The 23,959-nt window shown below is 56.1% G+C and carries 25 protein-coding genes; 7 read left to right on the top strand and 18 right to left on the bottom strand.

What is annotated here, in order from left to right; translation table 11 throughout:
- Positions 1-2: 2 nt before the first annotated feature.
- The 4 genes from JQM68_RS07780 to deoC form a co-directional block, all read right to left on the bottom strand.
- Positions 3-1,511: an ABC transporter ATP-binding protein gene (locus JQM68_RS07780; RefSeq protein ID WP_235222494.1), complete on the bottom strand. Its 1,509-nt coding sequence runs from the start codon at positions 1,509-1,511 to the stop codon at positions 3-5.
- A gap of 172 nt (positions 1,512-1,683) precedes the next feature.
- The gene (locus JQM68_RS07775; RefSeq protein WP_235222437.1) at positions 1,684-2,844 is read right to left on the bottom strand and encodes a BMP family lipoprotein; all 1,161 of its coding nucleotides are present in this window, start codon (positions 2,842-2,844) and stop codon (positions 1,684-1,686) included.
- Positions 2,845-2,970: 126 nt separating this feature from the next.
- Positions 2,971-3,696, bottom strand: a complete 726-nt coding sequence (gene deoD / locus JQM68_RS07770) for a purine-nucleoside phosphorylase (protein ID WP_235222436.1) — start codon at positions 3,694-3,696, stop codon at positions 2,971-2,973.
- 155 nt (positions 3,697-3,851) lie between these two features.
- The gene (gene deoC / locus JQM68_RS07765) at positions 3,852-4,505 is read right to left on the bottom strand and encodes a deoxyribose-phosphate aldolase (protein WP_235222435.1); all 654 of its coding nucleotides are present in this window, start codon (positions 4,503-4,505) and stop codon (positions 3,852-3,854) included.
- 169 nt (positions 4,506-4,674) lie between these two features.
- Here deoC and JQM68_RS13755 point away from each other — a divergent pair, with 169 nt between their 5' ends.
- Positions 4,675-5,958, top strand: coding sequence for a S1C family serine protease (locus JQM68_RS13755; protein WP_268821446.1), 1,284 nt, complete (start codon positions 4,675-4,677; stop codon positions 5,956-5,958).
- 42 nt (positions 5,959-6,000) lie between these two features.
- On the opposite strand, the gene JQM68_RS07755 is transcribed toward JQM68_RS13755, so the two are convergent.
- Positions 6,001-6,657: an HAD hydrolase-like protein gene (locus JQM68_RS07755; RefSeq protein ID WP_235222434.1), complete on the bottom strand. Its 657-nt coding sequence runs from the start codon at positions 6,655-6,657 to the stop codon at positions 6,001-6,003.
- Positions 6,658-6,692: 35 nt separating this feature from the next.
- Positions 6,693-7,631 carry a helix-turn-helix domain-containing protein gene (locus JQM68_RS07750; RefSeq protein WP_235222433.1) on the bottom strand — a complete coding sequence of 313 codons (939 nt, stop codon included), beginning with the start codon at positions 7,629-7,631 and terminating at the stop codon, positions 6,693-6,695.
- Between the two features lie 185 nt (positions 7,632-7,816).
- Here JQM68_RS07750 and JQM68_RS07745 point away from each other — a divergent pair, with 185 nt between their 5' ends.
- Both JQM68_RS07745 and JQM68_RS07740 read left to right on the top strand, forming a co-directional pair.
- On the top strand, positions 7,817-8,737 hold the full coding sequence (locus tag JQM68_RS07745) for an AEC family transporter (protein WP_235222432.1): 921 nt from the start codon (positions 7,817-7,819) through the stop codon (positions 8,735-8,737).
- Positions 8,738-9,180: 443 nt separating this feature from the next.
- A complete protein-coding gene (locus JQM68_RS07740) occupies positions 9,181-10,137 on the top strand; it encodes a site-specific integrase (RefSeq protein WP_235222431.1) in 957 nt (318 codons plus the stop codon).
- A gap of 166 nt (positions 10,138-10,303) precedes the next feature.
- On the opposite strand, the gene JQM68_RS07735 is transcribed toward JQM68_RS07740, so the two are convergent.
- Positions 10,304-11,524: an IS256 family transposase gene (locus tag JQM68_RS07735; protein ID WP_235222430.1), complete on the bottom strand. Its 1,221-nt coding sequence runs from the start codon at positions 11,522-11,524 to the stop codon at positions 10,304-10,306.
- Between the two features lie 151 nt (positions 11,525-11,675).
- On the opposite strand from JQM68_RS07735, the gene JQM68_RS13945 reads away from it, so the two are divergent.
- Positions 11,676-11,897 (top strand): tyrosine-type recombinase/integrase, encoded by a 222-nt coding sequence (locus tag JQM68_RS13945; RefSeq protein WP_412758462.1) that lies wholly within the window; start codon positions 11,676-11,678, stop codon positions 11,895-11,897.
- Positions 11,898-11,974: 77 nt separating this feature from the next.
- Here the strand turns inward: JQM68_RS13945 and JQM68_RS07730 are convergent, their stop codons facing one another.
- Together JQM68_RS07730 and JQM68_RS07725 are read right to left on the bottom strand one after the other, a co-directional pair.
- Positions 11,975-12,946: a helix-turn-helix transcriptional regulator gene (locus JQM68_RS07730; protein WP_235222429.1), complete on the bottom strand. Its 972-nt coding sequence runs from the start codon at positions 12,944-12,946 to the stop codon at positions 11,975-11,977.
- Between the two features lie 114 nt (positions 12,947-13,060).
- Positions 13,061-13,297, bottom strand: a complete 237-nt coding sequence (locus tag JQM68_RS07725) for a helix-turn-helix domain-containing protein (protein WP_235222428.1) — start codon at positions 13,295-13,297, stop codon at positions 13,061-13,063.
- Between the two features lie 121 nt (positions 13,298-13,418).
- On the opposite strand from JQM68_RS07725, the gene JQM68_RS07720 reads away from it, so the two are divergent.
- Positions 13,419-14,732, top strand: coding sequence for an S-layer homology domain-containing protein (locus JQM68_RS07720; protein WP_235222427.1), 1,314 nt, complete (start codon positions 13,419-13,421; stop codon positions 14,730-14,732).
- Positions 14,733-14,789: 57 nt separating this feature from the next.
- On the opposite strand, the gene JQM68_RS07715 is transcribed toward JQM68_RS07720, so the two are convergent.
- Both JQM68_RS07715 and JQM68_RS07710 read right to left on the bottom strand, forming a co-directional pair.
- Positions 14,790-15,377, bottom strand: coding sequence for a recombinase family protein (locus JQM68_RS07715; RefSeq protein WP_235222426.1), 588 nt, complete (start codon positions 15,375-15,377; stop codon positions 14,790-14,792).
- 63 nt (positions 15,378-15,440) lie between these two features.
- On the bottom strand, positions 15,441-15,719 hold the full coding sequence (locus JQM68_RS07710; protein WP_235222425.1) for a hypothetical protein: 279 nt from the start codon (positions 15,717-15,719) through the stop codon (positions 15,441-15,443).
- Between the two features lie 241 nt (positions 15,720-15,960).
- Here JQM68_RS07710 and JQM68_RS07705 point away from each other — a divergent pair, with 241 nt between their 5' ends.
- Both JQM68_RS07705 and JQM68_RS07700 read left to right on the top strand, forming a co-directional pair.
- Positions 15,961-16,188, top strand: coding sequence for a helix-turn-helix domain-containing protein (locus JQM68_RS07705; protein ID WP_235222424.1), 228 nt, complete (start codon positions 15,961-15,963; stop codon positions 16,186-16,188).
- Positions 16,189-16,305: 117 nt separating this feature from the next.
- On the top strand, positions 16,306-16,503 hold the full coding sequence (locus tag JQM68_RS07700; RefSeq protein WP_235222423.1) for a hypothetical protein: 198 nt from the start codon (positions 16,306-16,308) through the stop codon (positions 16,501-16,503).
- A 618-nt stretch (positions 16,504-17,121) separates the two neighbouring features.
- Here JQM68_RS07700 and JQM68_RS07695 read toward each other — a convergent pair.
- The 7 genes from JQM68_RS07695 to JQM68_RS07665 all read right to left on the bottom strand — a co-directional run bounded on the left by JQM68_RS07695 (position 17,122) and on the right by JQM68_RS07665 (position 23,954).
- The gene (locus JQM68_RS07695) at positions 17,122-17,346 is read right to left on the bottom strand and encodes a hypothetical protein (RefSeq protein WP_235222422.1); all 225 of its coding nucleotides are present in this window, start codon (positions 17,344-17,346) and stop codon (positions 17,122-17,124) included.
- The gene (locus tag JQM68_RS07690; protein WP_235222421.1) at positions 17,346-17,843 is read right to left on the bottom strand and encodes a hypothetical protein; all 498 of its coding nucleotides are present in this window, start codon (positions 17,841-17,843) and stop codon (positions 17,346-17,348) included. The genes JQM68_RS07695 and JQM68_RS07690 overlap by 1 nt, the downstream gene beginning before the upstream one ends.
- 38 nt (positions 17,844-17,881) lie before the next feature.
- A complete protein-coding gene (locus JQM68_RS07685; protein WP_235222420.1) occupies positions 17,882-18,382 on the bottom strand; it encodes a hypothetical protein in 501 nt (166 codons plus the stop codon).
- A gap of 480 nt (positions 18,383-18,862) precedes the next feature.
- Positions 18,863-19,426 carry an NADH peroxidase gene (locus tag JQM68_RS07680; protein ID WP_235222419.1) on the bottom strand — a complete coding sequence of 188 codons (564 nt, stop codon included), beginning with the start codon at positions 19,424-19,426 and terminating at the stop codon, positions 18,863-18,865.
- 173 nt (positions 19,427-19,599) lie between these two features.
- Positions 19,600-21,675 (bottom strand): elongation factor G, encoded by a 2,076-nt coding sequence (fusA, locus tag JQM68_RS07675; RefSeq protein WP_235222418.1) that lies wholly within the window; start codon positions 21,673-21,675, stop codon positions 19,600-19,602.
- Positions 21,672-21,869, bottom strand: a complete 198-nt coding sequence (locus JQM68_RS07670; RefSeq protein WP_235222417.1) for a hypothetical protein — start codon at positions 21,867-21,869, stop codon at positions 21,672-21,674. Before JQM68_RS07670 ends, fusA begins: the two co-directional genes overlap by 4 nt.
- 21 nt (positions 21,870-21,890) lie before the next feature.
- Positions 21,891-23,954, bottom strand: a complete 2,064-nt coding sequence (locus JQM68_RS07665) for a hypothetical protein (protein ID WP_235222416.1) — start codon at positions 23,952-23,954, stop codon at positions 21,891-21,893.
- Positions 23,955-23,959 lie beyond the last annotated feature (5 nt).

The raw sequence follows: 23,959 nt of genomic DNA, 5'->3' as shown, positions 1-23,959 counted from the left end.
GCTTATGCTCCCTCCCTTTTCGCGCCTGCCATGTACAGGCCCAGTTCTTCTACGGTGGTGGTCTTGGGGTCCAGCTCGCCCACGATCTCACCCTCGTACATGACCAGGATGCGGTCGGACAGGGACATGACCTCGTCCAGCTCTAGGCTCACCAGCAGCACGCCCTTTCCGGCGTCCCGCTGGGCCACGATCTGCCTGTGGATATACTCGATGGCGCCCACGTCCAGGCCCCGGGTGGGCTGGACGGCGATCAGCAGCTCCGGGTCCTTGTCGATCTCCCGGGCCACGATAGCCTTCTGCTGGTTGCCGCCGGACATGCTCCGGGCGACGGTGACGGGGCCCTGGCCGGAGCGGACGTCATACTGGTCGATGAGCCGCTCGGCATAGTCCCGGATGGCCTTCCGCTTCAAAAAGCCCGCCTTGCTGACGAACTCCGGCTCGAAATACCGCTGGAGCACCATGTTGTCCTCCAGGGTGTAGTCCAGCACCAGGCCGTGCTTGTGCCGGTCCTCGGGGATGTGGCTCATGCCCATGGTATTGCGCTTGCGGATGGGGGCGCGGGTGATGTCCTGGCCCTCCAGGGTGATTCTGCCGCCCTTCAGGGGCTCCAGTCCGGTGAGGCCGTAGACCAGCTCCGTCTGGCCGTTGCCGTCGATACCTGCGATGCAGACGATCTCGCCCGCCCGGACCTGGAAGCTGACGTTTTTCACCGCGTTGTTGCCGTGGGATTTGGAGGCCACCGTCATGTCCTCCACCTCCAGGATGGTCTTTCCGGGCTTGGCGGGCTCCTTGTGGACCACGAATTCCACATCCCGGCCCACCATCATCCGGCTCAGCTCCTCCCGGGTGGTGTCCTTGATATTGACGGTGCCGATGTACTTGCCCTTGCGGAGGACGGAGCAGCGGTCCGCCACCGCCATGATCTCGTTGAGCTTGTGGGAGATGAAGAGGATGCTCTTTCCCTCCGCCGCCAGGTTCCGCATGATCTGCATGAGCTCCTCGATCTCCTGGGGCGTCAGCACGGCGGTAGGCTCGTCGAAGATCAGAATTTCGTTGTCCCGGTACAGCATCTTCAAAATTTCGGTGCGCTGCTGCATGCCCACGGTGATGTCCTCCACCAGGGCGTCAGGGTCCACGCGGAGGCCGTATTTCTCAGACAGGGCCAGCACCTTCTCCCGGGCCTCGGCCTTCTGGAGGAAGCCGTGCTTGCAGGGCTCCACGCCCATGATGATGTTGTCCAGAACGGTGAAGCACTCCACCAGCTTGAAGTGCTGATGGACCATGCCGATGCCCAGGGCGTTGGCGTCGTTGGGGTCCCTGATCTCCACGGCCTGCCCGTCCTTCTTGATGACGCCCTCCTCGGGTTGGTACAGGCCGAACAGCACGCTCATCAGCGTGGACTTTCCGGCGCCGTTTTCGCCCAGCAGGGCGTGGATCTCGCCCTTTTTCAGCTGCAGCGTGATATTGTCATTGGCCACGATGCCGGGGAAACGCTTGGTGATGTTCAGCATTTCAATGGCATAGGTCTGTTCCAATTTCCACGACCTCCCCCTGATTGCCTGACGGCAAATATGATGATATTTTATTGTACTATATCCGGCCCTATAATTCAAAAGAAATTTCCACTTTTGCACAAAAAAAGAGGACGGGAATGACTCCCGTCCTCTTTGACGCAGGGGTAACTTACTTGATGTTGCCGTACTCGTTGACAGTGATGGCAACGCCGGGCATGGCGGAGATGTCGTTGGAGACGGTGATCTTGCCGTCGAACATATCCTTCACCAGGGCCTTGTAGTCGTCCTGAGAGAAGCCGTCGCCCCACTGAGTGGAGGACATGGGGATCTGGACATAGTTGGCCTCGGGATCGTCGCCGGACACCAGGCCCAGGGTCTCGATCTTGCCGCCGTAGCTGCCCCAGTTGCCGGCAGCGACCTCAGAGAGCATGTGCTCCACGGTGGGAGCCAGGCCCTTCATGGCAGAGGTAACGGTCATGCCCTCGCCGTAGCCGCCGTCGATGATGCCGGCCTGGTCCACGTCAACGCCGATGACCTTGCCGTCAACCTTGGCGGCAGCCTCAGCAGCGGAGGAGTAGATGCCACCGCCGCAGGCGAACACGACTTCCACACCCAGGTTCTGATACCAGTTGTCCATGTAAGCGGTGATGTCGGCGTCGCCATAGAACTGGTTGCCGTATGCATACTCCACGGTAACGGCGGTGCCGGTCTCAGCGGCAGCGGCGTCAGCACCCTGGACGAAGCCGTAGCCGTAACGAACGACGGCGGGAACGGCCATGCCGCCCAGGAAGCCCAGGTGGGCATAGCCCAGCTTCACAGCGGCGTAGCCGGCCATGTAGCCGCACAGCTCTTCCTGGTAAACAGCGCAGTAGACATTGCCGGGCAGGGTGTAGTCACCCAGGTCGCCCTCGCCCACGTCCAGAGCGATAAAGGTGATGTCGGGATACTCGTCAGCCACCTGGGTGATGGTCTCACCGAAAGCGTAGCCGGGCATCACAACAACGGTGTAACCCTCGTCCACAGCGGACTCCACCATGGCGACACGCTCCGCAGTGGAGTCACCGGCGGGCTTGAAGTAGCTGAACTCCACGCCGTTGGCGTCGCAGTAAGCCTTGCAGGCCTCATAGGTGGTCTGGTTGAAAGACTGGTCGGTGATGTCACCGTAGTCGGTGATCATGGCCACGCTGAAATCAGCACCGGCTTCCTCGGCGGGCTGCTCGGTTTCGGCGGGCTTCTCTTCCGCGGGCTTCTCCTCCGTCTTGGAACCGCCGCAGGCGACCAGAGACAGGGACATGACCAATGCCAGAATCAACGCAAGAAACTTCTTCATTGGGATCTACCTTCCTTCAAAATAGTTTTCTCCGGCAGCGCCGGAGGACGACCCCGAAAGGTCGAGGCCATTATATCAATTCTCTACACCGATTTCAACAGGGTTTCCGGAATGTTTTCCCTTTTGTCATATTTTTGAAGCCTTCGCCATCTCCACGGCGGTCTCCAGCGCAATTACCATCATCTGGGTAAAAGTAGACTGCCGGTCGGCGGGGGGCAGCTCCTCGCCGGTGACCAGGCTGTCGGAGATGGTGCAGATGGTCAGCGCCCGCTTGCCCGCCTCGGCAGCGTTGCAGTAGAGGGCGGCGGTCTCCATCTCCACGGCCAGCACGCCCATGGCGCCCCAGTCCAGCGTCCGGCCCGCCTTGTTGTAAAACGCGTCGGAGGACAGCAGGTTCCCCACCGGCGGCTCCACGCCCATCCGCCGGGCCGCCGCCACAGCGGTCTCCAGCAGTCTGAAATCCGCGATGGGCGCAAAGGTGCCGGGCAGGCCGTACTGCTTTGCGAAATTGGAGTCTGTGCAGGCGCCCTGGGCCATCACCACATCCCGCAGCTTCAGCTTTGGGGAGATGGCCCCGGCGCTGCCCACCCGGATGATGTTGTCCACATCGTAGAAGTGGAACAGCTCATAGGAGTAGATGCCGATGCTGGGGATGCCCATGCCGGAGGCCATGACGGACACAGGGGTGCCTTTGTAGCTCCCGGTATAGCCCTGGATGCCCCGGACGTTGTTCACCAGCTCCGCGCCCTCCAGGAAGGTTTCCGCGATGAATTTGGCCCGCAGGGGGTCGCCGGGCATCAGAACGGTCTTGGCGAACGCGCCGGGCGCGGCTTCATTGTGGGGAGTACCCATGAATTTTCAACCTCCATACGTAAAATGCAATGAAATCTGTTTTCCGCCGCGACATGCGCGTGGCGGAAAACACCTCTCAGTCTGCAAGTGTGCGAGCGCAGCGAGTGCGCGCAGCAGACTGCATCCTTCAAAAAAGTGCTTACACTTTTTTGATGTTACTCCATGGCTTTAACGGCCTTCACGATGCGGCTGGTGCCCAGGCGGGAGGCGCCCAGAGCGATGAAGTCCTCCGCGTCCTGAATATTCGCAATACCGCCGGCGGCCTTGATCTTCACGTTGGGGCCGACGTGCTTGGCAAACAGGGCCACGTCCTCCCGGGTAGCGCCGCCGCCCCCAAAGCCAGTGGAGGTCTTGATGTAGTCCGCGCCGGAGGCGGTGACGATCTCGCACATTTTGACTTTCTCCTCGTCGGTGAGGAAGCAGCACTCGATGATGACCTTCAGCAGCTTTCCTTTGCAGGCTTCCTTCACGCCCTTGATCTCCGCCAGCAGGTCGTCCCACTTTTTGTCCTTTACCCAGCCGATGTTGATGACCATGTCCACCTCTTCCGCGCCGTTGTCCACAGCGTCGGCGGCCATGAAGCACTTGGCGGCGGTGGTGTCGTAGCCGTTGGGGAAGCCGATGACGGTGCAGATGGGCAGCTTGCCCGCCACATACTCCGCCGCCTGCTTCACATAGGAAGCGGGGATGCACACGCTGGCGCAGCCGTACTTCATGCCGTCGTCGCAGATGGCCCGGATCTCGTCCCAGGTGGCCGTCTGGGTCAGCAGGGTGTGGTCGCACTTGCTCAAAATGTCTTTCAGTTCCATTTGAGAAATCTCCTTTATCATAAAATAGCAGGTTTGGTCTGGTATCTTTCTGGAATCAAATTATAGCAGACCTTCCCCCCGCTGTCCAGCGCAGCGGCAGTTTCCGGCCTTGCCAAGCCGTTCCGCCGGTGTTAAAATAACGCTGTACTACATATTTGGAGGCATCCCCATGAAAAAACGCTTTTTTGCCCTGCTGTGCGCCCTGGTCCTGCTGGCAGGCGCCGTTCCCGCCGCTTCCGCTCTGGAGGGAGAGGCGGCCCGCGCCGCCGACACCCTGGCCGCTCTCAATATCGTCCGGGGAGACTACGCCCTGGACGCCCCCGCCACCCGTGCCCACGCCGCGGTGCTGCTGGTCCGTCTGGCCGGTGCCGAGCAGGAGGCCTCCCGGCAGGCCGTCACCGCCCGCTCTCCCTATTACACCGCCCCGGCTTACGCCCGTTCCTCCATCGCCTATGCCGCCGCCCGGGGCTGGATCACCAGCCTCACCGCCCAGTCCTACCGTCCCGACGAGCCCGTCACCGCCGACGCCTGGTGCTCCATGCTGCTGCGGATGCTGGGATACAGCGACAGATCCGGCGATTTCACCCCCTCCGGCGCGGCGGTCTTTGCCCAGCGCATCGGCCTGCTGTCCCAGCCTCTCTCCGGCGAGCTGACCCGGGGCCAGCTGTTCCAGTCCATCCGGGACGCCCTGACCTTCTCCTACAAGGACGGCTCCGCAACCGTGGCGGAGCGGCTGGTGGAGCGGGGCACCGCGTCCCAGGCCACTGTCAGCGCCCTGGGCCTGCTGGACCGGGAGCTGACCGCCCGGCAGGTGGCGGACCGCCACATGGCCGCCGTGTTCTGTCTGGACAAATATGACACCCAGGCGGAGATCGACAAGGGCACGCCCTCCGGCAACGCCAGCGGCTTCTTCATCTCCTCTGACGGCCTTGCCGTCACCAATTACCACTCCATTGACGGCACCATCTACGCCACCGCCACCCTCTCCACCGGCGAGACCTTCCCCGTGGAATCCGTGGTCTGGTACGACCCGGACATTGACCTGGCCGTCCTCCGCATCTCTCCCACCTCCACCGACGGCAAAACCGCCTCCGCCTTTGCTTACCTGGAGCTGGCGGGCACGGCGGACATCCGCTCCGGCGACACGGTGTACACCCTGGGCAACCCCCTGGGTCTGGGCCTGGCGGTCAGCTCCGGCATCATCAGCGCCACGAACCGGGATGTGTACCGGTACGCCCTGCCCTGCGTGATGAACACCGCCGACATCTCCCAGGGCAGCAGCGGCGGCGCCCTGCTGAACGTCTACGGCCACGTCATCGCCGTCACCTCCGGCGCCTATACATACGGCAACAACATGTATCTGGCTGTCCCGGCGGACCCTGTCATGGAAGCCGACCTCACCGTCCCCGGCCTGACGCTGGAAGAGGTGGCAAAAATCGAATACAGCGAATAACGGGCAAAAAGGGGCGTCCCCCACCACGGGGACGCCCCTTTTTTAATGGCTCAAAATAAACTGTTCCAGCTCCTCCGCCGTCCGCACCACCGCCACGGCGCCGGCCTCCGCCAGCTCGCCGGGGGCGGCGTAGCCGAAGAACTCCACGCCCACGCAGTCGATGCCGCACTCCTTGGCGCCCAGCACGTCGAACTTCCGGTCGCCCACCATCAGAACAGCGGGTTTGTCCGCCTCCGACAAGCCCAGGCGACGCATGGTCTCCCGGATGACGTCAGTCTTTTCCCAGTCGCCCACAGGCGGGCTGCCGGTGATGGTCTCCATGGAGGGGGCGAATCCGAACTTCTCACAGATCGACACGCAGATCTCCTCCAGCTTGGAGGACGCCAGGGCCAGCACATATCCCTTTTCCTTCAGCCGTGCGCACAGCTCCGCCATCCCCGGCGCGGCGGCATTTTCAAATTTGCCGATGGGCGCGTACCGCTCCCGGAACAATTCGATGCCCCGGATGGCTTTCTCCGTGTCAAAGCCGCAGTAGCGCATGAAGGAGTCCTGCAGCGGCGGGCCGATGAACTTGATGAGGATGTTCTCCGGCGGGACCGGCTCCCCCAGCTTCTCAAGGGCATACCGCAGGCAGTTGAGGATGCCCTCCTTGGAATCGGTCAAAGTGCCGTCCAAATCGAAAAAAATGTAATGATACATGATGATTCTCCCTTTCTGTCGGGGAGATTTTATCATCATTTCTGCGGCTCCGCAAGGGGGCGGCGGGCATTTTTCCACAGCCACGCCAAAACCAGAAGGATCCCCGTGGCCCAAAGGATGCCCTTTGCCGCGCCGTCCAGATCCATATGGGCATACAGCAGCAGAGCTCTCTTTCGCTCTCGCGAGAACGAATTGAGTGCCATGTACGCTTGCCACTTCGGCACCTCCAGGCACCACCGCAGCACACACAGCCCCGCCGAAGCGCACCAGCCCGCCAGGGTAATGCCAAAATATGGGCGGGGCAGTAGCGGCTCCCTCTCCCCGTACCGTTTCAGCAGCAGCCGCAGCACTCCGTACAGCACCGGCAGCAGCAGGAGCCAAAGGCTCCACATCCCCCGTTCCTTGAGGATTTGAAAAACCTCAAAATATGGCTGGTCATACATTTCCTCTTTCCACAGCAGATTTCCCAGCCACCTGAAATTTCCGAAACGATACACCGCCGCATACAGCAGAGCGGCTCCCATAGGCAGCAGCAGCCGCAGCCGCGGGGCCAGGCGGTATCCGCCGCTGCTCCAGCCCACCCAGACTGCCAGCAGGCTGGCCGCCATCAGCAGCGGGCAAAGCGTCCAGTCCCCCCGGTACCACACCGCAGCCATGGCGCACACCATCGACAGTGCGGCCCCCAGCCGGAACCGGAATTCGTCCCGGCGGTTCAGGTACTTCTGTACCTCCGTGGGGCCGCCGTTCTCCGGCTGTCCCCGTTTCACGCGCTCCCCTGCCAATATGTCGTCGGCGGTGACGCCGTACAGCTCCGCCAGGGCGGGCAGGACGGTGATGTCCGGAAATCCGCCGCCGGACTCCCACTTGCTGACGGTTTTGTTGGATACTCCCAGTTGGTCGGCAACCTCCTGCTGGGTCATCCCCCTTGTCTTTCGCAGCATTGCCAGATAGGTCCCGGTCTTTTGGGCGTCCACAGCCTCACGCTCCCTTTCGGTTTTCTGTTTTGATGATACACCACTCCGGGAGATATGGCCATCCCCCGTTCCGGGATTTTATCTACGAAGCGTGGATATTCCCGGAAAAGCCCCTTGTATTCTTTGAAACAAGCGGCTATAATCAAAGCGTTTTCGACGTCATTTTTGCAAAAGGAGTTTTTGCTGTGATCAGTCTTTTGCTGTTGAAACAGATCGCCCAGTTATTTCTGTCTATCTTCCTGGGCTGGGTGCTGGTCAAGACCAGGATCCTGAAGCCGGAGGACAGCCGCGTTTTCTCCCTGCTGTCCCTCTATGGCGTAATGCCCTGTATCATCATCAGCTCGTTCCAGCTGGACTACTCTCCGGAGATCGTACACGGGCTGCTGCTGGCTCTCGGCTCCGCGCTGGGAGTCCATATCATCTGCTTCCTGCTCACCGCCCTGCTGAAACGCCCCCTGCGCCTGAATACCATCGAACAGGCCACTTCCATCTACTCCAACGCCGGCAATCTGATCATCCCCATCGTCATCGCCCTCTTCGGCAAGGAGTGGCTCATCTACACCAGCGCCTTCACCATCGTCCAGATACCTCTGTTATGGAGTCATCTCCGCTTCCTCGTCAGCGGCGAGAAGTCCTTTTCCCTGAAAAAGCTTCTCTGCAATGTGAACATCATTTCCATTCTGATCGGCCTTTTCCTGTTCCTGTGCCGGGTCTCCCTGCCCTCCGTTCTGATTGGCGCCATGGATTCCATCGGCGGAACGGTGGGCCCCCTCTCCATGGTCATCGCCGGCATGCTGATCGCCGGCATGGACCCCCGGCGGCTTCTGACCCCCGGCGTCTGGAAAGCTACGGCCCTGCGTCTCGTGGGATACCCGCTGGTGGTCCTGGCCATTCTGAAGCTCGGCGGCTTTGCGGCCCTGGTCCCCAACGGGGAGACGATCCTCCTCATCAGTTTCCTGGCCGCCTGCGCCCCCTCTGCCGCCACGATCACCCAGATGGCTCAGGTCTACGGCCGCGACGCGGAATACTCCAGCGCCATCTACGCGGTGACGACTCTGCTGTGCATCATCACCATGCCGCTGATGGTAACGCTGTACCAGCTCTGAATACCGGCTCATACCAGACTCCCATGAAAAGTAGACAAAGTCTGCTTTTCATAGCGCGTCAGCGCGTCGGAGTCTGCATGAGACGGCATCTGCGCTCTTTGCGCAGATGGGCGGCGCTTTAAGCGGCGCCTTTCCAATAAAAAGTATCTGCTTTTTGTTGGAAAATAGTATCAAAAAAAGAGAGCAGGACGTTCGTCCTGCCCTTTTTATGTGCCTTTTGACTCTTGCTTAGAAGTACCGCTTCAGCAGGCCGGCGAAAGCCTTGCCGTGGCGGGCTTCGTCGCGGGCCATCTGTCTCGCCGACGGGCAGGCCGCTTCGCGTCCTATGGGGGAAGCCTTGAAAAATAAGGTTTTTTTCGTGTTTCTGTCTATTCAGTTTTCAACCTGAAATGCCGTAGCAATGTGGAAATCTTCCACATCAACTTCCACAGGAGGGCTTTGTTATGGCACAAAACGATACTGGTATTTATCAACTTGACGGCGGCGGATGGGGCTTTCGCTATACAGTTTCAGTCAATGGCAAAAGAAAAGATGTAAAAAGAGTTCGGGACGCAAACGGGAACCCAATGAAAACAAAGCGGTCTGCTATCCTCGCAAGAGCCGAAGCCATCAAAGAAGAGCAAACTCCAAAAGCAAAACAAATTAGCAGGAAAACCGTCAAAGAAGTGTATGAGGAATACTGTGGAAACGGCAGGAAAGACAGAGCCTACCGAACCAAACAAAAGCAGGACAGCCTTTGGAATAATCACCTTTGTGCGAAATACGGCAAGCGGTTCGTGGATGAAATTACGGCGGCGGAGGTCAATGATTATCTCTCCGATCTTTACTATGTGGAAGGTTTTTCGTATCAATACACCGAAGCCTTTTTGAAAATGTTTTACCTGATCTTCGGGCAAGCCTATTCCCGCAATTATCTGGAAGTAGATACCTACAACAAACTCTGTGTAAATAAAGACACCCGCATCAAAATGCCAAAGATGAAGACAGAGGATGATACCGATATTGTGGCGTTCAGCCGTGAGGAACTTGTTCTTCTGGATGATTATTTCAAAGGCACAAACGCAGAGACCGCTTACCTGCTGGGACGCTATTGCGGTCTGCGTATCAATGAAGCCTTTGGCCTGAAATGGGAAAATGTCGATTTGGAGAACGGCACAATTATCATCGACAGGCAAATGCAGTATCAGGATGGCCTTATCAAATTAGTTTCTCCCAAAACCCGCAATTCCAAACGGACGATCTTCCTTTGTCCCACGCTTCAAGAGCATTTGAAAAAGAAGTTCCAACAGAGGGCGGAAGACGAAAAGCAGTTTGCTGAATTGCGGAAGCAGAAAACACGGTTCATTGATGATCTGGACGGCAGGAAAATCCCCTCTACGGATTTGGTGGGCCGGGCGTAAAATTTTGTGTAAGCGATTTTCGACAAAGTCAAGAATGGTGCTGGAAAGCAGGGCGGATTCTGGCCTGAATCCCTTGATTACCGAAAGCCATGGCGGTCAGAACGGTATGCGCGCCGACGCGGCGTGAATGCCGGTCTGGCCGCTGTGGCATACTAGGACAAGGGAGTCAGCCTATAGCCCGGTCGGCGAACATGATCTCCAGCTGGCTGAGCACCAGATCCCAGTTCTGGTATCTGGCGTGCCAGTGCTTCACGATGCGCTGTGAGGCCAGATACAGCATCCGGCGCAGGGAGTCGTCATTCGTGAAGGAAGGCTTGTTCTTCGTGATTTGCCGGAACTGGCGGTTCAGGCCCTCGATGATGTTCGTCGTGTATATGATTTTCCGAATCTCCACGGGGTATTCGAAGAACGTGCTTAAAACCGGCCAGTTTTCCTCCCAGCTTTTCACGCAGGAGGGGTACTGCTTACGCCAGGTCTCCGCGAAGGTCTGCAGATTTTTTTCGGCTTCCTCCAGCGTGACGGCTCCGTAGATCTTCTTTAAATCCGCAACGACTTTTTTGATGTCCTTGTAGCTGACATATCTGGTGGAACTGCGCACCTGGTGGACGATGCAGCGCTGCAGCCGGCTTTTGGGGAAGACAGCCTCGATAGCCTGCATCATCCCACACAGGCCGTCCGTGCAGAACAGATATACATCCAAAACGCCCCTGCTTTTGAGGTCATTCAGCACATTCAGCCAGAATTTGCTGTTTTCGTGCTCTCCGATCCAGACGCCCAGGATGTCCTTCCTGCCGTCCATGGTGACGCCCAGGGCCACATAGGCAGCCTTGGTCACATACCGCCGATCCTCCCGCACTTTGTAGCGAATGGCATCCATGAACAAAAACGGATACACCGGCTCCAGAGGACGATTCTGCCAGGCTGTGACTTCCGGCATGATCTTTTCGCTGATCTTCGTTACCAGCTCCGGAGAGATCTCCACGCCGTACAGTTCCTTGATCTGCTCAGCGATATCCCGCTGGCTCATGCCGCAGGCGTACAGCGCCAGGATTTTATCTTCCATCCCGTCCGCATTCCGGTCATACTTGCCGATGATCTTGGGCTCAAAAGAACCGTTCCGGTCACGAGGAACCTTGATGTCTACCTCGCCCAGCTGGGTTTTGACGGTTTTCTTCGTGTAGCCATTGCGGTAGTTTCTGGGGGTGCCCTCCGGCTCGCCTGAACGCTCACAGCGCTCTCGACCAAGCTCCTCATCCATCTCCACTTCCATGACGGTCTGGATGACGTCCCGGAACATTTCCTTCATGGCATCCAAGATCTCCGTTGTGCTGGTAAAGTGCTGGCTCTGAACGTATTCCTTTAACAAATCCTGTGGTACTGGCTGCATAATCTTCGTCTCCTTCGTCTTGAATGTTTGTTCTCATTCTTGACGTAGTCGAAGATTTTCATACTGTCGAGGTTCGTCGATTACACAGAATTTTCGGCGGTCTCATTTGGTGAATTGTCTGCCCGACGGAACACTTCAAACCGTCAATTCTATGAAATACCCGTCCCGTGAAATCAAGGCCAAATTAGGCATCAATTTCAAATATCATTTTCTCCGGCATACTTACGGAACCTTAATGGCGGAAATGAATACTCCCACGCACTTGCTCTGTAATCAAATGGGACACGGACACATCCATACGACCCAGAGATATTACATTGCGGTTTCCAAAAGTGGAATTGAGATTTTACAGGGCAATTTGAATTGTCTTTGATTTGCGAGGAGCATCTTGGAACATCTTTTTACATCTACGAACAAAAGGGAAGGTGATTGAACACCTTCCCTTCATCTTTACTCGTCTTGATACATCTCCGCAGCCTTTTGAAGAAACTTTTTCATTCCCTCAACTGCTGGCTCCGGGCTTAATATCTTCATTGATTTTCCAAAAGTAGCAACCCACGCATAAAACGGTGGGCTTAACTCAACAGGCACATTGATGGTGAAATGGCTATCGTCATAGGGAACCATCATTGTATCCTTGCCAAATTGATCTATAACAGCATCCGCCAGCCGATTATGAACCCGTATCCTCACATTGTAGGCTTCTCCGTGATACATACTGAATACTTTTGCCCTTTGGTCGGTCAGGTTTTTCTTGTCGTATTCATCCTTGCCCTCTCGTTTATCCAATAGCGGGCGAGAAATACCCTCCATTCTATCCACTCGGTATGTCCTGAACTTTTTGCCGTCGTAGGCATAAAGATAATAATTGCCATCGTTCCACATCAGGGCGTAGGGGCTGACAATAATTCTTTCACCGCTCTTGGAATAGGTTTGCGGATTATCCTTGTTGGGGGTGTAATGGAAATAGCGGAACGCAATCTTGCGGTCTGCGGCAATCGCTTCGTGGATATGATCAGCGTCTTTCACAACGCTTTCATTTAGACTGCGGACACGCCCGGCAACATACGCCTGACGGTTCAGGGTGTCCTTTGTGTAGTTGTCCGCCATTTTCTTAATTTTGTTTGTGATCTCCCTTGCTTTTTCTTGCGTGATGAACTTGGAAGACTGAATGCTATCAACCATCAACCGCAATTCATACGGTTCAAATTGAGGCTTTGTGATGTAGTAGCCCCATTTCTTGGGATTGTATTCTACTGGAACGCCGAAGTCTATTTGAAGCCGTAAAATGTCATTATAGATGGTCTTTGGGGTGGCATCAATCCCCTTGGAGGCAAGATACTCAACAATGTGGTTTGCGTTCTTCGGATGCTCCTTATTGGTATAGGTATAGAGATAATCCCGGATGTAAAGCAGTTTCACCCCTTGTTTTGAGGATCATCCTTGCCCTTGTGCCATACTTTCCGCCTCCCATGCTGTTTTCACGATTATACCACGCCAACAGGAAAAAGAAAAAGGGCAGGATGAGCCTGCCCTTTAAGTATGATTTTCAATCTCTTCTTCTATCCTGGCAACCAGTTCGCTGGGCCGAATATCTAGAGCCAATGCGATTTTCCACAGCGTTTCAAAATTTGCCTGTTTCGTCCCATTTTCGATCATTGTCAGGTGGGTGCGTGCAATTCCCGCAAAGCCGCTCAACACATCTTGGGAAATTCCCTTTTCTTTGCGGAGGTCTCTAATTGCCTTTCCAACAGCAAAGTTATCGAACTGCACACAATCACCTCTTTTCTCTTCCATAGTTTAAGAGAAAAAGAAGTAATTTAAGTCTGCGATAATAGACATTTATGGAATAATATGCTATTATGATATTTACATCAACATAGGAGGTTTCGTCATGAAAAAGAAATTCTTGTGTCTTATGCTTACTCTTGTTATGGTTTTCAGTTTAGTTCCCTCTGCTGTTGCCGCAAATGATGAAGCAACACAGGCCGCCCAGACCCTGTACGAGCTGGGTCTGTTCAGGGGAACAGGCACCAATCCCGATGGCACCCCTATTTTTGCTCTGGAACAAACCCCCACCCGTAATCAGGCGGTTATCATGCTGGTACGTTTGCTAGGCAAGGAAGAAGAGGCTCTTGCCGGAAATTGGGAGCTTCCTTTTGCGGATGTAGCAAAGGGCTCCACAGCTTATCCTTACATCGGTTATGCTTACGCCAACGGCTTGACCAGTGGAACTACCGCAACTACTTACAGCGGCACAAATCCGATCAAGGCAAATCAGTATATTACCTTTGTTCTTCGTGCGCTGGGTTATGAGTCTGGCAAGGACTTCCAGGTAGGCACATCCTATCTGCTTTCCGACCAATTGGGCATCACCAGTGGTGAATATGCCAATGCCTCCGCTTTTACTCGAGGTGATGTGGCAAAAATTTCCCTGAATGCCCACGAGGTTCAGGAAGTAGTGGCGACCGCCCCCTACTGGGGTCTTCCCGCCAACATCCGCTGGATTTCCGAACCGAAGACGGAAGCGGATCTGGACAACAACATACTATATTCTTTCCTCTTCGGCAACTACTCCCTGAACTTCAGCAACATAGGTATTACAGAGGAAGCAGATGCTCGAACCCTAATCAATACCATGCGGACTCGCATCAAAGCACTGAGCATCACCTATCCGGAGCTGGCAGGTGTATTCTCCAACACCTTTATTGGCTGTGGAGCAAACCCTGACGGTGTATTTATTGACTTTCCTCAGTCTTCCCTGAGTATCGAGGAAATTTACGTCCAGCAGATAGGCGCTTTGGGTGCGGCGCAGGCAATCCAGAACGAGCTGCACGAAAGAGGAAAGATTACCGACGACATGACCCAAAAGCAGATCGCGCAGGTATATTATGACCATCTCAGAGGAATGAACGTATCCGTAGGCGGCGGTCCGGAGGCAGCAAAGCAGGGGAAAAGTGTCGAATTCGACTCTCCCTACGCCTGTCTGGTTCTCAAAAAGGCAGACTGCGTTGGCAAAGCGGGCGCATTCAATCTGCTGATGCATCTGGAAGGCATTTCTGCGCAGGGTGTCGTTGGCAGCATTAAGGGAGCCGACACCGGCCACGCGCTGAGCCGCGTTATCCTGGATGGCGAGACCTATTACTGCGACTGGGGCAACAATCATCCGCTGGCACAAAACATTGATTCCTGGTTTATCTTCGATTGATAGAACATGATAGAAGCAAGAAGACGGCAGAGGATTATCTCTGCCGCCTTTTTGCTTTTACCGTTCCAAAAGGCCAATGTATTTATAAACCGTTGTTCGGCTCAAATCGCACACCCTCGCCAACTCACTCAGATTCAACTGCTCATTTTTGTATGCGGGGTAGTGGCGGAGAAACACGGCGGGAATATCGTCTGCCGTTGCCTGCGGTCTGCCGATCTTGGCTCCCTTTGCCTTGGCGTTTGCCATTCCCGATCTGACACGCTCCCGGATGATACGCAACTCCAATTCGGCAAACACCCCGGACATTTGAATGAAAGCATTTGTCATAGGGTCAATTTCTCCGTTGGAGCAATCCACGGTAATGCTTCCCACAATCACCAACCGCAAATGCTTCGCCTTGATAATTTCGATGATCTCACACAACTGCTTTGTGCTTCTGGCAAGGCGGGACACCTCCAAAGTAATAATCGTGTCTCCCGGCTGTGCCTGTTCCAGAAGAGAAGACAACTGGCACTTCACGGCAGCGTCCCCGTGTTCGTATTCTAAAAAGATGTCCTCCGCCCCGGCCTGCTTCAATTCCCGCACTTGGCGGTCAATGTCCTGCTTGGTTTCGTTGGTAGAGCATCTTGCGTATCCGTGATTCATTTAATCTGTCTCCCTTCTGGATTGCTCCACGGGCTTTGTGCTGCCCGTGGAGCGTTTTTCTTATCAGCAGGATACGGAGAAACGGCGGCTGCTGACGGGCTTTGTGAAGTCCTTGTAGAGGTCAGCATACAGACGCTTGAAGGTGGTGCTGTCGAAGCGGTTGGAGATCACATTGGTAAAGCGGACGATGTAAGCCCCGGCAACCAACTCTTCGGTGTTCTGCCGAACCATCTCTTCTTTGATGGCCTCCCGGATGGCGTCGGCCTTGGCCTTTGCCTTGGAAGCCAGATCGTCGTAGTTGTTCATCGTCTCAATCATAGAAATCATTTCGTTCTTACTCATTTTTCATTTCTCCTTTTCTTTGTTTGATCGGGTGGATTATAGAGGGAATATCCGATTCGTCCTCGGCCCGTCCGTCGCAGCCACCCGATCTCTCTTAACTGTCTTTATTGTAGCACTAATACATAGTGCTGTCTATTGGCAAATAACACTAATTTATAGTGCTATTTTTGTGTAAAATTAGCACTTGTTTTTAGTGCTATTCTATGCTACAATAAGGACAATGGGAAAGGAGGCTCATTTTATGGCAATCCGCTACAAGGTCGATATAATGTCTGAACTAAAAAAGAAGGGGTATTCATCCACCAAAATCCGTGAAGAGAAGTTGATCGGGCAATCTTACCTCCAACAGATACGGCACGGAGAATTAGTGTCGTGGAAGACGATTAACACAATCTGCTCTCTGTTGGAATGTCAGCCCGGAGATTTAATTGAGTATGTGAAAGAGGACGGCGTTCAGGAAAGGGGCTAATCTGTTTCTTGGACGAAATCAGCCTGCTTTTGGCGGTCTTCTGCCCGGTTTTCTCTGCTCCAAAAGTGTGCGGGAAATCATTTGTTTTTCTGGACGGATGACCGGGGGCTATATTCCGTGAAAATCAAAAAATTGTTTGCCGTTTCATTTTTGGCGTGGGCTACGCTCCCGCTAAATGGCATTTTCAATCCAGAAAACGGTTTTGTTGGCTGTGATCGGCAGGGGAACCACTTGCCGTCGGGCGGCAGAAAACGAAAAAAGGCGGAAGTCGCTCTTTTCAGAACGGCTTCCGCCTTGATTATTTCCAGTCCTTGAAAATATCATCTAATGCCATATCCAAAGCCGTTTTCATACTTTTCTCCATAAAGCTGAAAATCTCGGCTTCCAATACGGATTTCTATTTCTTCTTTTTGTCTTTGTCTTTTATCTTCTTATTGCTCATTTTATTTTCACCTCACTGGTAAAGGTAAAATGTGGAACAACATCATCGGCATCGTTTTCTTCCGCAAGCCTATCGACCATTTCCTGACGCTGTTCCATCCAATTCTATTGAGCGGACTACCCGTTGATTTGATACCATACCCAATTCGGCACTAACCCACGCATCTTTGCGTATTTCATATAATTTGACATTTATTGTCCTCCTTTTACTCTTTACTTCTGGAAGAGTTATTTATAAAAGCCTGAGCCCGTAGAGCGAAGGATTTTATAAATAACTCCAATGGGGGTGAGGGGGCGAAGCCCCCACGGAGATTTTTAGGGGGAACCCCCTAAATATACTTCGCCTTTATAACCCCTTCACTTGTATATAAAATTTCCTCCTATTTGAAAATCCTGTTTTGTCCAAAGTTTTTACACTATCCGGCCTTTCGGCAAACAAAAAAAGATACCGCAGTTTCCATTCGTAGAAACAACGGTATCTGTGTATTGTCTTCATTGGTCTTTGCCTTTATCACGATGAAACTCTTTCCAATCAACGACGATGGCCACTGGCTCCATCTTCTGTTCCTCTTGGATTCTCTTGGCAATACAAAGAATGTATTCTTCGTCCAGATGGTCAAGAAATCGGTGTATTTCTTCATCTGTGTTGCCCCGTTCAACATAGTGCTGAAAGCATACTTCGTAGGCTCTCTTTCCATCCTCGGTGAAATTCATCATCACGCAACCCCCTCTTCCTTCTTCCGGGCGTTCTCTTCCGCCTCTTCTTTTGCCTGCTGGAAGAAAGGTGTAACCTCAATCACCTTAACCTCATTGTAGAGATAGAAGATGGGGTTCTTGCGGAACTCGGGGAACTGTGCCACAAACCAACGGCGGACGGCAGTATAGCGAGAGGTCAGAGGGAGGCTACCGCAGTTTTTCAGGAAAAGGTAGGGCTTCATATAATCTTCGCTGTTGGAAAGGCCATTGATGAAGCCCTCCATATTCTCGTATTTGAGGTTCTTAAACTGATTACAGTTAAAGGTTTCGCCCGTGCTCTTGGAAACATACTTTCGGGGGGTCTTGTGGGTCTTGTTGATAATCTTCATCTGGGGAAAATCCTTTTTGATGAGAGAAATCGTCTTATACTCGGCGGAGGTGGGGTCATTCATCTTCTTGGCGAAGTCTGCGGTAATGGTGATGGTGCTGGCGGTAAAATCAACCTTGTAGCCTTTCATTTTTATATCCTCCTAAAATTTATTGTCAGTTGGTTTGGTTAAGCAACTTTGCTCTGCTCGTTGGACTGATCTTCGTCATCCACGGCGGGAGCGGGGGTGGCACTGATAACAGCCTTGGCAATGCGATAATCGCTGATCTCCTTCTTGGCCTTTTCCATATCAAAGCCCTGCTTGTCGGGGTCGAACTCGCCCAGGAACCACTTCTTGGTGAGGGGATAAACGCTGATCTTGCTATCCTCGGCCTTCTTCTTAACAGCCTCATACTTTTCCATCAACTGCTTGGAGTTCTTTCGGGTGGAGATGTAAGCCTCCATAAAGTCGAAGTCCATACCGTAGTAGGTCTTCTTGGCTTTGGTGGTGTGCTTCTTCTGCTCCTTAACGATCAGAGCGAAGTCGGGATGCTTGGCAGCCTTCTCGGCCAATTCCTCGTAGATGGGGCCGAAACCCTTGCTGGCCTTGTCAAAACTGGCCTTGGTGCCGATGATCTGCTTCTCGATGAAGTTGATGGTGAAACGGACGGTGCTGGCGGTGTTCTTCATAATGTTTCCTTTCTTGTTCCTTTTGGAACGGTGGCTGTTATTCGGGAGCCAGACCCTTTAATTATTTAAGTGAGGTTTTTGTCTTGCTTCATCTCTCACTTTCTGGCTTTATTATAGCAAAAGGGGTATCCAATATTGCTGGATACCCCATAAAGATAATTCATATTCTTTTTCTTTATTTCTCTTGGAAGATGTGCGGTTTAAGTTCAAAGTTGTTCCGCACTTGTTCGTTGTTCTTCAAAGGCGATAAAAGATGTGCGAAGATGTATATTTTAGTTCAAACATCTGGTTTCCTGAACACCTAAAAGTTTATAATACAGACATCCACATTGCTGACTTCCACATCTGGCATTTTTAGAAGGAAAACAGAGATAGACTTCCACAGAAATTCCATTCCAACGGCGGAGGACACAAAAAAGAGGAGACCACTTTCGTGATCTCCTCTTGGAAAATCCTTACTGTATCAGGGATTTCAGCCGATCAGAAGTAACGCTTCAGCAGGCCGGCGAAAGCTTTGCCGTGACGGGCCTCGTCGCGGGCCATCTCATGGACGGTGTCATGGATAGCGTCCAGGTTGTACTTCTTGGCCAGCTTTGCCAGCTCGAACTTGCCGGCGGTGGCGCCGTTCTCGGCCTCGACGCGCATCTCCAGGTTCTTCTTGGTGGAGTCAGTCACGACGTCGCCCAGCAGCTCGGCGAACTTGGCAGCGTGCTCAGCCTCTTCCAGAGCGGCGCGGCGCCAATACTCACCGATCTCGGGATAGCCCTCGCGGTGAGCGACACGGGCCATGGCCAGATACATACCGACCTCGGTGCACTCGCCCATGAAGTTGGCGTTCAGGCCGTCGATGATCTCCTTCTGGACCTCCTCGGGCACATCGGCGCCGAAAGACTTGCCCACGCCCACAACGTGCTCGGCAGCCCAGCTCAGCTCGCCCTTCTGCTCGGTGAACTTAGAGGCGGGAACACCGCACTGGGGGCACTTCTCGGGAGGAGTCTCGCCTTCCCAAACATAGCCGCAAACCTGGCAAACCCACTTTTTCATAGTTGTATCCTCCTTATGTTGATTATAAAATCGAAAAAACGTTTTCGCATATCCCTCTCAGGATGGTATGATTATAGCAGACTAACCCCGCTTCGGCTAGTTGCTTATGCAACATATTGAAATTTTTTTCTGAAAAGTCCGGGGAGCTGCGCTCCCCGGACTTCTGGTTCATTTTACTCCTTCTCAGCCAGCGCCTTGGCCTCGGCAATGGCCTTCTCCTGGGCCGCGGGGGGGCAATCCTCATAGCGGACGAAGTGGAAGGTGAAGCTGCCGCGGCTCTGGGTCATGGACCGCAGGTCGATGGCGTAGCTGCCCATTTCGGCCATAGGCACCTCGGCGGAGATGACCTGGCTGCCGTCGCCGGTGGGATCCATGCCCATGACACGGCCCCGGCGCTTGTTCAGGTCGCCGATGACGTCGCCCATGTAGCTGTCGGGCACGGTGACCTTCAGCTCGCCCACAGGCTCCAGCAGGACGGGATTGGCCTCGGGCAGAGCGGCCTTGTAGGCCAGCTGGGCCGCGGTCTTGAACGCGATTTCAGAGGAGTCCACGGGGTGATAGGAGCCATCGTACAGGACGGCCTTCAGGTTCACCACGGGATAGCCGGCCAGAGGACCGTGGACGCAGGCCTCGCGCAGGCCCTTTTCCACGGCGGGGAAGAAGTTCTTGGGCACGGAGCCGCCGAACACTTCCTCGGCGAAGATCATGTCGTCCTGCTCCATCTGGGGCTCGAAGCGGATCCACACGTCACCGAACTGGCCGCTGCCGCCGGTCTGCTTCTTGTGGCGGCCCTGCTTCTGGACGGTCTTGCGGATCTTCTCACGGTAGGGCACGCGGACGGGCTTGAGCTCGGCCTCCACGTTGAAGCGGGTCTTCAGCTTGGAGATCAGCACATCGATCTGCATATCGCCGGCACCGGAGAGAACCATCTGGTGGGTCTCGGCGTTGTTGGCCACGGAGAAGGAGGGGTCCTCCTCGTTCAGGCGGGCAAGGCCCTGAGCGATCTTGTCCTCCTGGCCGCGGGTCTTGGGGGAGATGGCCACGGAGTAGCAGGGCTCCGCGAAGGGGATGTTCTTCAGAGCCACGACCTTGCGCTGGTCGCACAGGGTGTCGCCGGTCTTGACCTTGTCCATCTTGGCGATGGCGCCGATGTCGCCGCAGGTCAGCTCCTTGACCTCGGTGGCCTTCTTGCCCCGCATGGTGTACAGGCGGCCCAGCTTCTCAGTGGAGCCGGTGCGGGCGTTGACCATGGCCATATCGGGGGTGATGGAGCCGGAGAGCACCTTCACGAAGGAATACTTGCCGTACTGGTCGGAGACGGTCTTGAAGACGAAGGCGGTGGGCACGCCGCCGGGGGAGACCACGAATTCCTCGGTCTCGCCGTCGGACTTGGTGGCCTTGTGGTAGTTGCCCTCCATGGGGTTCGGCAGCAGGTCCACCATGTAGTCCATCAGCATCAGGCTGCCCATGCAGTTGACGGCGGAGCCGCACAGCACGGGGAACAGGCTCAGCTCCCGGACGCCCTGGCGCAGGCCCTGGATCATCTCGGCGTAGGTGAAATCCTCGCCGCCGAAGAACTTCTCCATGAACTCCTCGCTGGTCTCGGCCACGGACTCCTTCAGGGCGTCGTTGAACTCGGTGATGACGGCCTCCTTGTCGGCGGGGACCTCGATCTCCACCCGCTTGAGGTTCTGCATCTCGTAGGCGCGCTTGTTCAACACGTCGATGATGCCGGTGACCTTCTTGTTGTCGTCCCAGATGGGCACCACCAGGGGGGCGATCTTCTTGCCGAAGTGCTCACGCAGGGCCTCGAAGGTGGCGTTGTAGTCGCTGTTTTCCTCATCGGTCTTGGAGATATAGAGGAAGCGGGGCATATTCCGCTCCTCGCAGTATTTCCAGGCCTTCTCCAGGCCCACGGAAACGCCGTCCTTGGCGGAGCAGACGATGACGGCGGCGTCGGCGGCCCGCAGGGCCTCCATGACCTCGCCGGAGAAATCAAAAGCGCCCGGGGTGTCCAGCACATTGATGCGGCAGCCCGTGAACTCCAGGGGCGCCACAGAGGTAGACAGGGAGATCTGCCGCTTGGTCTCCTCGGGATCATAGTCGCAGACGGTGTTGCCGTCCGCCACACGGCCCATCCGGTCGATGGCGCCGGTCATATAAAGCAGGCTCTCCGCCAGGGCGGTCTTACCGCTGCCGCTGTGTCCCAGCAGGCAGACGTTGCGGATGTTCTGTACTGAATAGCTCATTGTTCATTCCACTCCTTATGTTGTGCTGTGGTCCGCGGCGGCGCCGCCGGCGCCGCCAGCCCTAATGTAGAAATTATACAACGTTCCCCTGCCCAATACAACATAAATTTTGGCAGGTTCAACATTTTGGGCAGGAGAGAGAAAAAAAGCCCCAAATTTTTGGCAAGGAAAGCAAAAAAAGAGGAGAGATGCATGTCCATCCCTCCTCTTTTTCTTTAAACCAGCAGCACCGGCACCAGCCACAGCAGCAGAAACACCACCAGCGACAGCGGCGTCAGCAGCTCGTAGGACCCCAGGAACACCAGGTAGAACGCCAGCAGCGTCCCCGCCGCGCTCCCCAGGATGCCCAGCACCGCCGCCAGATGGACGGACCTGCACAGCTTCCGGCTGCCCGTCACCGTCTCGGCGTAGGGCAGCAGGCCCTCCCGGAACAGCAGCGCCCGGGGCAGGTCCCGGTCGTTCTCCGCCTCGCTGAGGGCCACCCGGCTGGTGAGGTCGGGGTACTCCACCTTCACGCCCTTGTGGAACTTGCGCTTCAAAAGCGCCGGGGTGATGTTGGGGTCCCGGGCCGCCAGAATGGGGGTGATATGGCTGCGCCGCATCATCCGCAGGGCGTAGTCCACGTTCTCCGCCGGCTCGTACTTCACCGCGAAAATGGCGATGAGCTGGCGGTCCACCGCCAGGAACACGCCGGTTTTCAGGTTGACATCCCCCGGCAGCCGCACGTTCATCTTCCGCATGAAGGAGGCGGTGCCCATCAGCACGGACTCCCCGTGGATGGCCGCGGACCAGCCGCCCTCCTCGAAGAAGCTGAAGTCGTCGGCGGTCTCATGCCGGCCGTTCTCCTCCCGCAGCAGGGAGCTGAACAGCCGCTCCAGGCCGCTGCCGGCGCTCCGGGCCATGGCGGCGGCGTAGGCCACCGCCTTTCGCCGCTCCTCGCCGTAGAACCGTTCGCCGTTGAGCCGCAGGGTCCCCGGCGGGAACAGGTCGCCGTCCGTCACGATCATAGTCCGGCGGCGGCTGATCTTCTCCGCGCCGGCCCAGCCCGCCACGGCGCAGCCAGTCTGCTGCAGGTGGCGGGACAGCCGGGACCAGGACAGGGACCAGCAAAGGGGCAGGGCGAAGGTGCCCCCCGCCGCCAGGATAGCGGACCAGTTCAGCAGGAAATCGTTTCCCCGCCCCTGGCCCAATGAGCTGAGGCCCGCGAACACCACGGTGCCCACCAGCACCAGCGGCAGAAACGCCGTCTGCCAGAGGGTGGCCGCGTCGTCCTTCATGGAGGTGGTGTAGAACCCCGGCACGCTCCCCCGCTGCTTGCAGGCGCCCCGGTCGGTGTCCGTCACCAGATAGGGCGGCTCGTCGTCCAGAGACGCCGCCCGGAACATATCGTACATGCCCCGGCACTGGCGGCTGACGCCCCACTGGGCGAACACCAGGGCCAGACAGGCCGCGCCGCCGTAGGGCGGCACCGCCGTCCGCTCCGGCACAAGCAGGCAGGCGGCGCAGTCCGCCGCCGCCGCCAGGGCGGAGATGGAAATCAGAAGCTCGCTGACGCACCGCTTCCGGGCCGCCATCAAAAAGCCCTTTTTGAACACGCTCCGGCACAGCAGGATATTCAGTGCCAGGCAGGTCAGCACCACGATGCTCTGGAAGCGGATGTCCCCGCTCCACATGGGCACGGTAATGCCGTATTGCTCCACCGCCGCCAGAAGCGTAGGCACCAGGCCGATGAGCAGCGCCGGGACCAGGGTGCCCCGGGTCCTCTGATACCGCTCCCGCCAGTCCGCCGCCGCGTTGCACAGGTCCTCCTCCGGGCCGATGGGCTCCGGGTCAGGCTCCGGTTCCGGCTCCGGCGGACCGTACAGCGTCTCCGTCTCCTCCAGGGGCCGCCGGGAGAACAGCCCCCGCTTCGGCTTCATGATCGGCTCGCGGCTGTCCTCCATCACCGCGTCCACGGTACTGCCCACCACTTCCTCCAGGGAGACGGGCCGGGGCGCCCTGGGCAGATCTTTTTCCAGCTTCTCCAGGTCCACCGCCTGGGCCAGCAGCTTGTCCCGGGCCTCCTGCCGGGCCTGCTCCGCCGCCAGGGCGGGGTCCGGTGCGGGGTCCGGTTTTGGTTCCGGCTTTGGCTCTGGTTTTGGCTCCTCAGTCAGGAGCTTCGGCTCCCGCCGGTCGCCGAACTCCGCCAGGATCTCCTCCAGGGAGTAGTCCTCCCCCTCCGGCGGCACGTCGGTCAGCAGGGTGTCGTCCAGCCGCAGGTCGTCTTTTTTGTCAGCCATGACAC

Source organism: Oscillibacter valericigenes, assembly GCF_021531435.1.
GTDB classification, from domain to species: domain Bacteria; phylum Bacillota; class Clostridia; order Oscillospirales; family Oscillospiraceae; genus Oscillibacter; species Oscillibacter valericigenes_B.
The sequence above is the reverse complement of the archived record's forward strand: the minus strand, read 5'-3'. Positions and strand labels throughout refer to the sequence as shown.